General features: G+C 33.2%; 10 protein-coding genes and 1 tRNA gene. 5 read left to right on the top strand and 6 right to left on the bottom strand.

The annotated features are described in order from the left end of the window. Nucleotides 1-45: 45 nt before the first annotated feature. Nucleotides 46-1,299: a transcription termination factor NusA gene (nusA, locus tag FNW17_RS02555; protein WP_143390700.1), complete on the bottom strand. Its 1,254-nt coding sequence runs from the start codon at nt 1,297-1,299 to the stop codon at nt 46-48. Nucleotides 1,300-1,312: 13 nt separating this feature from the next. Next, nucleotides 1,313-1,777, bottom strand: a complete 465-nt coding sequence (gene rimP / locus FNW17_RS02550) for a ribosome assembly cofactor RimP (RefSeq protein ID WP_143390701.1) — start codon at nt 1,775-1,777, stop codon at nt 1,313-1,315. A gap of 181 nt (nt 1,778-1,958) precedes the next feature. Between rimP and FNW17_RS02545 the strand changes: the two genes are divergently transcribed. Next, the gene (locus tag FNW17_RS02545; RefSeq protein WP_143390702.1) at nt 1,959-2,783 is read left to right on the top strand and encodes a universal stress protein; all 825 of its coding nucleotides are present in this window, start codon (nt 1,959-1,961) and stop codon (nt 2,781-2,783) included. A gap of 86 nt (nt 2,784-2,869) precedes the next feature. Here FNW17_RS02545 and FNW17_RS02540 read toward each other — a convergent pair. Together FNW17_RS02540 and FNW17_RS02535 are read right to left on the bottom strand one after the other, a co-directional pair. Continuing rightward, nucleotides 2,870-2,940: transfer RNA gene (locus tag FNW17_RS02540), tRNA-Gln, on the bottom strand. A gap of 333 nt (nt 2,941-3,273) precedes the next feature. Further along, complete coding sequence (locus FNW17_RS02535) at nt 3,274-3,687, bottom strand: c-type cytochrome (protein ID WP_143389321.1); 414 nt, start codon at nt 3,685-3,687, stop codon at nt 3,274-3,276. A 408-nt stretch (nt 3,688-4,095) separates the two neighbouring features. Between FNW17_RS02535 and FNW17_RS02530 the strand changes: the two genes are divergently transcribed. Together FNW17_RS02530 and FNW17_RS02525 are read left to right on the top strand one after the other, a co-directional pair. Continuing rightward, on the top strand, nt 4,096-7,368 hold the full coding sequence (locus FNW17_RS02530; protein ID WP_144070799.1) for a DUF2723 domain-containing protein: 3,273 nt from the start codon (nt 4,096-4,098) through the stop codon (nt 7,366-7,368). A gap of 87 nt (nt 7,369-7,455) precedes the next feature. Further along, a complete protein-coding gene (locus FNW17_RS02525) occupies nt 7,456-8,109 on the top strand; it encodes a polysaccharide deacetylase family protein (protein WP_143389319.1) in 654 nt (217 codons plus the stop codon). On the opposite strand, the gene FNW17_RS02520 is transcribed toward FNW17_RS02525, so the two are convergent. Both FNW17_RS02520 and FNW17_RS02515 read right to left on the bottom strand, forming a co-directional pair. Continuing rightward, a complete protein-coding gene (locus tag FNW17_RS02520) occupies nt 8,106-8,402 on the bottom strand; it encodes a thioredoxin family protein (RefSeq protein ID WP_143389318.1) in 297 nt (98 codons plus the stop codon). The two genes, FNW17_RS02525 and FNW17_RS02520, sit on opposite strands and share 4 nt — an antisense overlap. 73 nt (nt 8,403-8,475) lie before the next feature. Continuing rightward, nucleotides 8,476-9,711, bottom strand: coding sequence for a metallophosphoesterase (locus FNW17_RS02515; protein WP_143389317.1), 1,236 nt, complete (start codon nt 9,709-9,711; stop codon nt 8,476-8,478). 237 nt (nt 9,712-9,948) lie between these two features. Between FNW17_RS02515 and polA the strand changes: the two genes are divergently transcribed. Both polA and FNW17_RS16245 read left to right on the top strand, forming a co-directional pair. Then, nucleotides 9,949-12,801: a DNA polymerase I gene (gene polA / locus FNW17_RS02510; protein WP_144070798.1), complete on the top strand. Its 2,853-nt coding sequence runs from the start codon at nt 9,949-9,951 to the stop codon at nt 12,799-12,801. A gap of 84 nt (nt 12,802-12,885) precedes the next feature. After that, entirely contained in the window at nt 12,886-13,047 is a 162-nt protein-coding gene (locus tag FNW17_RS16245) for a hypothetical protein (RefSeq protein WP_185964758.1), read from the top strand. The last annotated feature ends 182 nt before the right edge of the window (nt 13,048-13,229 follow it).

The following is a 13,229-nucleotide window of genomic DNA, read 5'->3' as shown; positions in this document are numbered from 1 at the left end:
CTGGAGAGAAAAAATAAGGTTAAAATTTATTTTTGGAAGAATTGACTAACTATCAAATTCTTCTTTTAGTATTCTCATTACATCTAGAATTGTTTCCTCTTCTAGGTCAGTTCTTCTAACTAAATCATTTACATCTTGTTTCAAAATACTTTTTGCAGTATCCAATCCAATTTTTGCAAATTCTTCGATAACCCATTCTTCAATTTCATCTGAAAACTCTGTTAATTCAACATCATCGTCATCTGCAACAGCACCAGCAACGTCTCCTTCGCGGATAACATCGAGTTCATAACCCGTTAATTGACCTGCTAATTTAATATTGTGTCCACCTCTACCAATTGCTTTTGAAACTTCTTCTAATTTCAAGAAAACTTCAGCTCTTTTAGTATCTTCATTAATCTTAATAGAAGAAACTTTTGCAGGGCTTAATGCTCTTGTTATGTAAAGTTGAATATTACTAGTATAATTGATAACGTCAATGTTTTCGTTACCTAATTCACGAACAATTCCGTGAATACGAGATCCTTTCATTCCCACACAAGCACCTACAGGGTCAATTCTATCGTCATAAGAATCTACGGCTACTTTTGCTTTTTCGCCAGGAATTCTCACCACATTTTTAACCATTATCAATCCGTCGAAAACTTCCGGAATTTCTTGTTCGAATAATTTTTCTAGGAACTTCTCCGAAGTTCTAGACATAATTATTTGTGGTTTATTTCCTTTTAATTCAACACTTTCAATAATTCCACGAACGTTATCTCCTTTACGGAAAAAGTCAGATGGGATTTGTTTCTCTTTTGGCAAAACAATTTCATTACCGTCATCGTCAATCAAAATTACAACTCTTGGACGAACATGATGAACTTCGGCAGTATAAATTTCGCCAATTAAATCTTTAAACTGTTTGTAAAGATTGGTGTTATCGTGTTCATGAATCTTAGAAATCAGGTTTTGACGCAAGGCCAAAATAGCTCTTCTTCCTAAATCTATCAACTTCACTTCCTCTGAAACTTCTTCTCCAATTTCGAAATCTGGTTCAATTTTTCTAGCTTCTGTTAATGTAATCTCAAGATGGTCTAAATCTAAATCATCATCAGCAACGATAATTCTTCTTTGCCAGATTTCCATATCGCCTTTATCAGGATTGATAATAATATCAAAGTTATCATCCGATCCAAATTTTTTCTTCAATGCATTTCTAAACACATCTTCTAATATCGCCATAAGCGTTACACGATCAATAAGTTTATCGTCTTTAAACTCTGAAAATGAATCGATTAATGCTAAATTTTCCATGCCAACTATTTAATTAAAATGTTACTGTAACAATTGCTTCTTTTATTTCTGAATACGGTATTTCTTGTCTTTTTTGAACCGTTTCTTTCCCTTTTCCTAGTTTTTTGGCTTCTCTTGCTTTCCACGACAAAATTATAAAATTATCATTAGCTTCAACTAATTCTGCTTCAATAGTTTCAGTTGCCAATTTTGCTATTAAGGTTCTACCAATATTTTTCTTGTATTGTCTTACCATTTTTAATGGAGAACCAACACCTACTGAGGCTACTTCTAAAGAAAAATCTTGTTCTTCGCGGTCTAAATTATTTTCAATTGCTCGACTTACATCAATACAATCCTGCAAAGCCACACCATTATCACCATCTAAATTCACGATAATTTTAAAACTATCAGTTATTTTCAAATCAATCAGAAAAATAGAAGGATTTTCTAGCAATGCCTCAACTACCAAGCCGTTTACTTTATCTTTAAATGTCATATTTTATAAAAAGAGGCACGCTATGCGTGCCTCATTATCTAGTTTTTTAATAAATAACTGTGCAAATATAGTGATATTTTTTATAAATTAAAAATGATTGTTTTATGTTAAAAAAAATTTGTAAATTTAATCACCCAAATTTCATCCTCTAATTGTCAAATAATTTTAAAATTTTATAGATATGAAACGGATTTTAGTACCTGTCGATTTTTCTGAATATTCAATTGAAGCTTTAAAAGTCGCCTCTCAAATTGCCCGAAAGAACCATTACGAAATCATTATTTTGCATTTATTAGAATTGCCTCAACAAATTAGCGACGTTATTGGAAACAGCAAGAGCATTCCAGAAATTATTTTTTTTAAAAATAGAGCGATTGAAAAGCTCGAAGAATTAATGGAATCAACCTTTTTGAAAGGTATTGAGGTATTTGAATCTATCGAATTTAATAAAGTTGACTTGGGAGTTGTTGATGCAAGCAAAAGAAACAATGTCGATTTAATAATTATGGGATCGCACGGAACTTCAGGATTTAAAGAATTACTTGTAGGTTCTAATACTGAAAAAATCGTACGCTACTCCAAAATTCCTGTTTTAGTAATCAAAAAAGAAACGAAGGAATTTAAAGCAACAGATTTTGTTTTCGCTTCTGATTTTTCAAGAGAAACAAAAAAACCTTTTAGAAAAATGCTTGAGTTTGCAAAAATTTTCAATTCCAAACTGTTTTTAGTAACCATTTGCACTCCTTCTAGTTTTAAAACCACAAATGCCACTGAAAAAATTATGGAGAATTTCATCGCTAATTTTGATATTGAAAACTATTCTACCCATATCTTTAACGACACAAACATAGAAAACGGAATTATTAATTTTTCCAAGAGTATAAATGCAGATTTAATAGGAATATGTACTCATGGCAGAACAGGTTTGGCTCATTTTTATAACGGAAGCATTGGCGAAGACTTGGTTAATCACGCTTCAAAACCCGTAATCACATTTAAAATCTGATGTTCATATTCCATTTAAAAACATAAAACTATATTAAATTAACAATTTTACATAAAAAAACCTCTCAAGATTTGAGAGGTTTTTTGTTGGTCTACAAGGACTCGAACCTTGAAAGACTGCACCAAAAACAGTTGTGTTACCATTACACCATAGACCAATACCTTTGCTGTTAAGCGAGTGCAAATTTAATACAAATTTTAATTTTTACAAATTTTTAATCTCTTTTTATTGAAAAACTTTCTTCTAATCAGATTGTATATGAAATTTACCCTCCTTTGTATCGCCGTTAGTCGCATTAAAAATAATCATTAATTCAAATAAACCCTTAGAATTGATGGATATAGAAAGTAACTAATTAATCCGTTAAAAGGTTTTTGAAGACATATTGATTGATTTGTTGTTTTTTTTCAAAATTAACCAGATTTTAAAATTAAACAAAAAATGGGACTATAAAACCCCATTTTTAATAAATAATGTTATTCAAATGTTTTTACTTTTTCTTAAAAGCGCGAATGAAGTTCACAATATCCCATCGCTGATCATCTGTTATTTCAGTTAATGGCATAGGTCTTCTTGCTTCAGAAATCTTCCAAAATAATTCGCCATCAGTTTGTTTCTGGATGGCATCAGAACCTAAATCCGAAACTACTTGTTGCACTTTTTCGGAGTTAGTTCCGTCTCCATTACCGCTTTTACCGTGACATCGAACACAATCTATCTGATAAGAATGCCTTCCTCTTTCAAATGAGTATTGATCAGCCGGATATGGGTTCTTCATTTTTACAGCAACTTTGGAAACTTTCAAAGAGACTTCATGTTGAGCAGAAACCATAGATATAAACAAAAATGCAATTAAAATGAACACCAAATTTGTAACGATTTGATTTTGATACTTGTTTTTCATAAAACTATATATTTAAGAATAATTAAAGACAAAAAAACTTAGAATCAAACAAACATTTATTAAAAAACACACTCAAATTTACGTAATTTATTGAATATCCGCAGCATAAAAAAGCACTTATTTATCTGTATATTGTAAGATTTTTGAGAAATAATGTTTTTAAACGGGCAAATAAAATGAGGACAAAAAGGTGTTAAATATGAGACATAAAAAAACAAACACATAACAGTAATAATTATTAAGATGCCAATTCAAAATTTTAAAAATAAAAATCATAAAAAAAACCTCTTTTAAAGCAATTTAAATGACCGTATATTTGTTTTTGGAAATTTTTGTTAATGCTCGTGTCATTACGCAAAAAAACATTTTCTTTGTGTTTGAAAAAAAATAAATTTTTAGCATCTAAATATGGCAACATTTAATTTCAATAAATGGAATACAATTACTGGCTGGTGTGCGTTTGCAGTCGCTTTAATAACTTATACATTAACCGTTGAACCCACAATGAGTTTTTGGGATTGTGGAGAATACATTGCTACATCGGCAAAACTTCAAGTGGGACATCCGCCTGGAGCGCCATTATTTCAAATGATTGGTGCTTTTTTTGCCATGTTTGCTATAGATGACAAACATATTGCTTTGATGGTAAATATGATGTCGGTTTTTTCGAGTGCTTTTACCATTCTATTTATGTTTTGGTCGTCATCGATGATTTTAAAAAAAATAATTTCGCAGTATTCGGAGGTAAATAAAAATAATGCTATTGTAATTCTTGGCAGTTCTTTTGTAGGCGCTTTGGCTTTCACTTTTTCTGATAGTTTTTGGGCAAGTGCTGTAGAAGCCGAGGTTTATGCAATGGCTTCCCTATTTATTGCATTGCTCTTTTGGCTGGGATTACGTTGGGAACAAGATATGGATTCGCCAAAAGGCAATAAATGGTTATTGGTTATTTCACTTGTAGTTGGACTTACATTTGGCGTCCATTTTATGGCATTACTGACCATTCCCGCCATTGGTTTTCTTTATTATTTCAAACATTATAAAGAAGTTACAATCAAAAATTTTATAATTGCAAATATTGTCGTTGTTGCTGTTTTATTATTTATTTTCAAATTACTATTACCTTTAACGATGGCTTTCTTCGGTAAAACCGAAGTTTTTATGGTTAACGAATTAGGAATGCCGTTTGACTCGGGAACTATTTTTGTGGTTTTGCTTCTCATTGCTTTCTTTTATTTTAGTCTAAAATACACTCGTACCAAAGGGCTAATAAAATTTAACACGCTAATATTGTGTGTTCTTTTCATCCTGATAGGATTTTCGACTTGGATGATGTTGCCTATTCGGGCCAATGCCAATACGGTAATTAACGAGAATAAACCATCGGATGCTCGTGAAGTTTTGGCTTATTATAATAGAGAACAATACGGTTCAAATCCTTTGTTTTACGGGCCACAGTACACCGAAGCTTTTGCTGGTTTAGACGAAAATAATCCTTATTTAGATAAGGCGCCCAACTATGAAAGAGACTATACAACAGGTAAATATGTTATTGTAAATAATTTCAAAAATGCTGAGCAAAACAGCGATGACAATCAAAAAACTTTTTTACCCAGATTATGGAGTGGCGAAAACATTGTAAGTTATATCAGTTTTACAAATCCACCGGAGTTTAGACTAAATCCTGATTATCCTTACGAACAAGATTTATCGAAATACGGTGTAGATCCAAACCAACTTTCGGAAGAAGATTTAGCTCAAGCCACGGCACAATTGAGAAATGAAATCGAAAAAACAGTTGTTGAATTTAGAAAAGCTTATGCTCAAAAACAACTTGACACCGAAGATTATGTGAAATTTTTGAAAACTTACAGCGATTATTTAATCGTAGAAAAACCAGCAACTGTTGATAATTTGAGATTTATGGTTGAATATCAATTTGGCTATATGTATTTCAGGTATTTGATGTGGAATTTTGTGGGGCGTCAAAACGATATTCAAGGAAAATACGACTACCAAGACGGAAACTGGCTTAGTGGCATTCCGTTTATAGACGAATTACATTTGGGCACACAACAAAACTTGCCTTCGGATGTATTGAATAATAAAGGACGAAATGTCTATTTCTTTTTGCCCTTAATTTTAGGGCTAATTGGAATAATGTATCACGCCAGCAGAGATCGAAAAAGTTTCTATGTGCTATTAGTTTTGTTCCTATTTATGGGACTTGCCTTGAAAATTTACCTCAACGAAAGACCTTTCGAACCTCGCGAAAGAGATTATGCTTTGGTAGGTTCGTTTTATGTATTTGGCATTTGGATAGGCTTTGGAGTTTATGCGTTATATGAAAGTTTACAAAAATATTTAGCGCCAAAAATAGCTGGACCTTTAATAATTGGCGCAAGTTTAGTGGCAGTTCCAGTTCTAATGGGATTCCAAAACTGGGATGACCACGACCGTTCGGATAAATATACCGCAACTGCATTGGCAAAATCGTATTTAGAATCTTGCGATCCAAATGCTATTTTGTTTACCATTGGTGACAATGACACTTTCCCTCTTTGGTACGCTCAAGAAATTGAACACGTAAGAACCGATGTTAAGATTGTAAATACAAGTCTTTTTATGACCGACTGGTATATCGATCAAATGAAAAGCAAATCATACGAATCGAATTCGTTGCCTATTTCATTTACGCACAATGAATATGTAGGAGATAAATTAGATTACACAGCTCATATTCCAAAAGTGGAAAGCCGTTGGGAAATTAAAGATTTTATCGATTTTATTAAAAATCCAAAATCAACTGTTGAAATGCAAAACGGCCAAACCATCCATTTTTATCCAACCAATAAAATCAGGATTCCTGTTGACAAAAACGATATTATCAAAAATAAAGTTGTGGCCGCAAAATACAATGATTCTATTGTTTCTTATATTGACATTGACATCAAAGGAAACGCATTATACAAAAACCGATTGATGATGCTTGACCTAATTGCAAATAACAATTGGAAAAGACCTATTTATTTCAGTCCAGGTGCTTTTGAAGATGAGGATTATTTGTGGATGAAAAGCTACCTTCAACTGGAAGGGATGATATATAAATTAGTTCCAATAAAAACTAAGGCTGACAAAGACACCAACCCAATGGATATGGGCGGACTTGATGCCGACAAAATGTATTCTATTGTAATGAAATGGGATTGGGGTAACAGCCGTGGCGATATTTATCACGATCCTGAAACCAGAAAAAATAGCATTTCTTATCGCTCTGTCCTATCAAGATTAATGGATAAACTAATCGCCGAAGGGCAAATGGACAAAGCCAAAAAAGTAATCGAATTATCTTTGACAGAAATGCCAGTAGAAAAGTTTGGCTATTACTCAATGGTCGAACCTTTTGCAAAAGGATATTATGAAGTAGGCGAAAAAGAAAAAGCTCAGCAACTTCTTGAAAAACTGATAGGCAAATACAAAGAAAACTTGAATTATTACGGTACTTTAAGCTCTTCAGATCAAGTAGATTTAGCCATTGATATCATCACTGATATTGAGCGTTACAGAAGTTTATTGAGTGTAATGAAAGAAAATGGCGATGTACAATTTTACAATAAAAACAGATCCGCATTTAATACTTATATCAAAATGTTTGAACGTTTTGAACGTGAGAGAGAGTAATAAATATAAGATTTGAAAAATTAATAAATGTAGCGCTATTGAAAAATACCGCTACATTTTTTATTTTATTTAATAAAAACCTGTGCAATGAATTTCTATTGGATAAAAACAAACCGATTTATTAAAAAAATATTCTCAAATTATGTTTGGGATATTCCCAATACGGAAAACAAAATCTACCTTACTTTTGACGATGGTCCAATACCAGAAATTACTGAATGGGTTTTGCAAGAGTTAGAAAAATACAATGCTATAGCCACTTTTTTTTGTATTGGCAACAACATCGAAAAGCATCCTGAAATTTTCGAGAAAGTAATTGCCAAAGGGCATTCTATAGGAAATCACACGTTCAATCACTTGAATGGTTGGAAAACCCAAACTGAAGATTATTTGAAAAGCAGTATTCAGTGGTCAGTAGTTAGTGGTCAGTCTCCAAACTGCAAACTGCAATCTGAAATCTGCAATCTGTTCCGACCTCCTTACGGAAAGATAAAAGCTTCTCAAGCTGAAAAACTGCAAAAACTAGGCTACAAAATAATTATGTGGGATGTTTTGAGTGCCGATTATGACGCTACTATTTCCAAAGAAAAATGTTTAGAAAACGCAACAAAAAAAGTAAGCGCAGGAAGTATCATCGTTTTTCACGACAGCGTAAAAGCATTTCCGCATTTACAATATACATTGCCAAAAGCGCTGAAACATTTTAAAGAAAAAGGGTTTGTTTTTGAAAAGCTTGCCTAAAGATATTCTTGAACCAGATTAATTATCGAATTAGCATCTAATTCTCCAGATTGTCTCCAAATCATCTGTCCATCTTTGTAAATCATCAAAGTAGGAAGCCCTTTGATACGCAAAGCTTCGGCTAGTTCTTGATTTTTATCGACATCAATTTTTATTACTTTTGCCTTATCGCCCAGAGCTGCGGCTACATCTCGTATTACTGGATGCATCGATACAGATGATTCATTCCAATCTGTGTAAAAATCAATTAACACAGGGACTTGAGTGCTTATAAGTTCTCCAAATTTTGACATAAAACCAATGAATTTAATTTTCTAAATCTATTGAAAAGAGATATTATTTTACAAATGTAGCATTTTAAACGAATTATGACACATTCTTGCCTTTTTTTAGTTGGATTACGGTAATTTCTGGCATAATCCCTACTCTTCCTGGATAAGCGTGAAAACCAAAACCTCTGTTTACATACACGTATCTCCCCATATTTTCATACAAACCAGCCCAATGTTTATAAATATATTGAATAGGACTCCACTTAATTACACCCGGAATTTCTATACCAAACTGAAATCCGTGCGTATGACCAGAAAGCGTTAAATGAAAATGCTTTGGGTGATTTTGCACTTCGCAATCCCAATGACTGGGGTCGTGACTCATCAGAATTTTAAAATCTTCTTTTGTCAAATTGGCAGAAGCCAAATTAATATCTCCTACTTTCTTGAAATTAGTTCCCCAATTTTCGACGCCAATCAATGCAATTTTGTCATTCCCTTTTTCGATAAAAGTATGCTCGTTCAACATTAATTTGAAATCAATTTGACCGTATAAATTTTTAATGTTTTGAAAATTTTCTTCTTTTGCGGCTTCAGTAGGCCAAGGAACATATTCGCCATAATCATGATTTCCTAATATTGAATATTTACCGTATTTATGGGCCTTAATCCTTTTGAAAGTGTCAATCCAAGGGTGCATTTCCTTAGCATGAGTATTGACAATATCGCCCGTAAACAAAATCATATCCGAATTTTGTTCATTGACCAAGTCAATCGCATAATTGATTTTATCAGGATCATCAAAACTACCGCTATGCACATCGGATATTTGTGTTATGGTAAAACCGTCAAAAGCATCGGGTAAATCAGGGAAAAATATGGCTTGTTTAATCACTTTGTAATTATACTTCCCTTTTGTAACGCCATATATTAAGGACAATAAAGGAACCGCAGCAAGTCCTAAACCAATTTGACTAACAAATTTTCGCCTTGAAGCAAGGAAGTCAACACTGTTATTGAATTTTGCAAAGTGATTTACGGAGCCAAAACCAACTCGATAAATATCCTCTCCAAATAATACTAAAGTCAAAATAATTTTAGGAAGATATACCATTAGTAACAAACCCATGGTTTGCATGGTTTGGGGTGTTTGTCCAATCTTGCGGTCAAATTGTGTGAAAGAATAAACAATATAGGCTAAAACTAGCGCACTTATTATTTGATAGGAAATGAGAATAGGTCTTGCTTTTACTACAGTTCTTAATGCTTGATAAGCATAGATTTCTATTACGAAAAGCACCAAACATAATATTAATAAGCGTAAAAACATTAAGATATATTTTTTGTGCAAAATAACAATTAAATTAAGTTATTTAAATTTTTGTTAATTGAAATTTAACTAAAATCATACCAAAATTATTTCGAATTAAATATTTATATAAAGGTTAACAACTCCCTTTTGAACTACTTCTATTAAAAAGCAAAAGGATTTCAATATAAAGTTCGATATAAACATCGCAAAAAGTTTTAAACTTTCGTTACTTTTACGCTCAATAATTTATTTACTATGTCACAAAAACGCCTTTACCTTCTCGATGCTTACGCTTTAATCTTTCGTGGATATTTTGCTTTTATAAAAAACCCAAGAATCAATTCCAAAGGAATGGATACTTCGGCCATTATGGGGTTTATGAATGCCTTGATGGACGTTATTAAACGCGAAAAACCCGATCATTTGGCAGTAGCTTTCGACAAAGGCGGAAGTACGTATCGCTACGAAATGTACCAAGAATACAAAGCACATCGCGACGAAACTCCTGAAGCCATAAAAATTGCGGTTCCCTACATTCAAGAATTATTGAAGGCAATGCACATTCCTATTATTGAAGTGGCAGGCTTTGAAGCCGATGATTTGATTGGGACTCTTGCCAAACAAGCCGAAAAAGAGAACTTCCAAGTTTTTATGGTTACTCCTGATAAGGATTTTGCGCAATTGGTTTCTGAGAATATTTTTATGTACAAACCCGCACGAATGGGAAATGGAATCGAAATTTGGGGGATTCCTGAAGTTTTAGCTCGATTCGAAATCGACCGTCCAGAGCAAGTGATTGATTTCCTTGGAATGATGGGCGATGCCGCCGACAACATTCCAGGATTACCGGGTGTTGGCGAAAAAACAGCTAAGAAATTCTTGAAAGAATACGGTTCAATGGAAAATCTATTGGCCAACACACATCAATTGAAAGGTGCAATTAAAGATAAAATCGAAGCCAATGCCGAATTGGGTTTGTTATCTAAAAAATTAGCCACAATTCTTTTGGATTGCCCTGTACAATTCAATGAGTCCGATTACGAACTATCTAAACCAGATGTTGAAAAAACAGATGAATTATTCCAGGAATTGGAATTTCGACAAATGAAAGCGCAGTTTGACAAATACTTTGGCACCGGAAAAGAATACGACGAAATCAATACCAATGACAATAGCAATGGCAATGAAATAATAATTAAAAAAGCTCCTGCTAAAAAAACGAATGAAGATCAATTTGACTTGTTTGGATTTTCTGATGAAGAAACTGGCGAAGTAAAATCGAATTCTTTCTATGCAACTTTAGAAAATACCGAACATTTTTACCAAAGTATTCAAGGTGATTTTGCCGTTAAATTGCTTTTGCGAAACTTGATGAACCAAACTTCGGTTTGTTTTGACACCGAAACAACTGGAATTGATGCTTTGAATGCGGAACTCGTTGGAATGTCATTCTCTTTCGAAAAAGGGAAAGCATTTTATGTTCTATTTCCAGAAAATCAAGAAGAAGCACAAGTTTTGGTGGATAAATTTAAACCATTTTTCGAAAGTGAAACCATCGAAAAAATTGGCCAAAACATCAAATATGACTTGAAAATTCTGTCGCATTATGGTGTTCAAATCAAAGGAAAATTATTCGACACGATGATTGCGCATTATTTGATTAATCCTGATATGCGTCATAATATGGATGTTTTAAGTGAAACCTACTTGAAATATTCGCCAAAATCGATTGAAGATTTAATTGGTAAAAAAGGCAAGAATCAAAAATCAATGCGAGACGTAGCTTTGGAAGAAATCAAAGAATACGCCGCCGAAGATGCCGATATTACCTATCAATTGAAACAAAATTTCAGCCCGATTCTGGACAAAGCCGAAACTAAAAAATTATTTGACGAAATCGAAATTCCGTTGATTCCAGTTTTGGCAGCAATGGAATTGGAAGGAATTAATTTAGACGTTCCTTTCTTAAAAGCGATGTCGGTTGAAATGGCAAAAGAAAGCAACGGTTTGGAACAGAAAATCTACGAAACCGCTGGTGAAAAATTTAATTTAGCTTCACCAAAACAACTCGGCGATATTTTATTCGATAAATTAAAAATTGGTGGAGCGAAACAAAAGAAAACCAAAACGGGTCAATATGCCACTGGCGAAGAAATATTAAGTTATTTAGAAAAAGACAATCCAATCGTAAAAGACATTCTCGAATGGCGTCAAATGGTGAAATTACAAAGCACGTATATTGATGCTTTGCCGAACCAAGTTGACACAAAAACAGGACGCGTTCACACCGATTATATGCAAACCGTTGCCGCAACGGGACGATTGAGTTCCAATAATCCCAACTTGCAAAATATTCCTGTTCGTACCGAAAGAGGACGATTAATTCGTAAAGCCTTTATTCCTCGTGACGAAAATTACACCTTGGTTTCTGCGGATTATTCCCAAATAGAATTGCGAATTATCGCTGCTTTGTCTGGCGAAGAAAATATGATTGCAGCTTTCCAAAACAACGAAGACATTCACAAATCGACAGCTGCGAAAGTATTTAATGTTCCTTTGGAAGAAGTAACCAAGGAACAACGCAGCAATGCTAAAACGGTGAATTTCGGAATTATTTATGGTGTTTCTGCTTTTGGATTGAGTAATCAAACCTCGCTTTCGCGAAAAGAAAGTGCGGAGTTGATTGATGCTTATTATGCAACGTATCCAAAACTAAAATCTTATATGGCGAATCAAGTAGATTTTGCTAGAGAAAATGGTTATGTGCAAACGGTTTTAGGAAGACGACGTTATTTGAAAGATATTAATTCTGCCAATATGATGGTCAAAAGTGGCGCCGAACGAAATGCCGTAAACGCCCCAATTCAAGGTTCAGCCGCCGACATCATCAAAATTGCGATGATAAATATTCACAAGAAATTAGTTTCAGAAAACTGGAAATCGAAAATGTTGTTGCAAGTACACGATGAGTTGGTTTTTGATGTTCACAACTCAGAACTAGAAAAAATCCAACCGATGATTAAACACGAAATGGAAAATGCCTTTAAAATGGATGTTCCGTTGGATGTAGAAATTGGAATGGGGGAAAATTGGCTGGAAGCGCATTGAAAATAGTGGGCAGTTGACAGTTTTTAGTGTTCAGTTTGAGCAACTTTGTTATTCCGTAGCAATCTTAAAAAACTTATACATATAATGAGTATAACAGAAGAAGAAATAATTCAATTCTTAAAAGAAAAAACTTACGAAGAACTAATCACATCTGAAACTGATATTTTCATTTCGCTGATTTATTCTTTAGTAAGAAAATATTTTAGAAAAATTATTGACTATTTCAATCTCCAAACTAGATTATAAATACCCCTGGATTAATTAGAAATTACTAGTGTTTGAAAAAAATTCCAATAATCTACAACTCCTTTTAAGATTGAAATAAAAACAGGTAATTTGGACAATAATCTTTATGACTATCCGTTACTTGTACCATTATTTAAAAACACCTATCTTTGAACAAGAAAATCAAATCAAAGGAAAATGAA

Origin of the sequence: Flavobacterium franklandianum (assembly GCF_007097365.1) — a bacterium.
GTDB classification, from domain to species: domain Bacteria; phylum Bacteroidota; class Bacteroidia; order Flavobacteriales; family Flavobacteriaceae; genus Flavobacterium; species Flavobacterium franklandianum.
Note: the sequence above shows the minus strand (reverse complement) of the source record. Positions and strands in the feature narration are given on the sequence as shown.

Bases quoted from the DNA above. Each gene is read 5' to 3' on its own strand.
- FNW17_RS02530 (WP_144070799.1), top strand. From the start codon at position 4,096: ATGGCAACATTTAATTTCAATAAATGGAATACAATTACTGGCTGGTGT.
- FNW17_RS02535 (WP_143389321.1), bottom strand. From the start codon at position 3,687: ATGAAAAACAAGTATCAAAATCAAATCGTTACAAATTTGGTGTTCATT.
- polA (WP_144070798.1), top strand. From the start codon at position 9,949: ATGTCACAAAAACGCCTTTACCTTCTCGATGCTTACGCTTTAATCTTT.
- FNW17_RS02515 (WP_143389317.1), bottom strand. From the start codon at position 9,711: ATGTTTTTACGCTTATTAATATTATGTTTGGTGCTTTTCGTAATAGAA.
- FNW17_RS02525 (WP_143389319.1), top strand. From the start codon at position 7,456: ATGAATTTCTATTGGATAAAAACAAACCGATTTATTAAAAAAATATTC.
- FNW17_RS02545 (WP_143390702.1), top strand. From the start codon at position 1,959: ATGAAACGGATTTTAGTACCTGTCGATTTTTCTGAATATTCAATTGAA.
- FNW17_RS02520 (WP_143389318.1), bottom strand. From the start codon at position 8,402: ATGTCAAAATTTGGAGAACTTATAAGCACTCAAGTCCCTGTGTTAATT.
- FNW17_RS16245 (WP_185964758.1), top strand. From the start codon at position 12,886: ATGAGTATAACAGAAGAAGAAATAATTCAATTCTTAAAAGAAAAAACT.
- rimP (WP_143390701.1), bottom strand. From the start codon at position 1,777: ATGACATTTAAAGATAAAGTAAACGGCTTGGTAGTTGAGGCATTGCTA.
- nusA (WP_143390700.1), bottom strand. From the start codon at position 1,299: ATGGAAAATTTAGCATTAATCGATTCATTTTCAGAGTTTAAAGACGAT.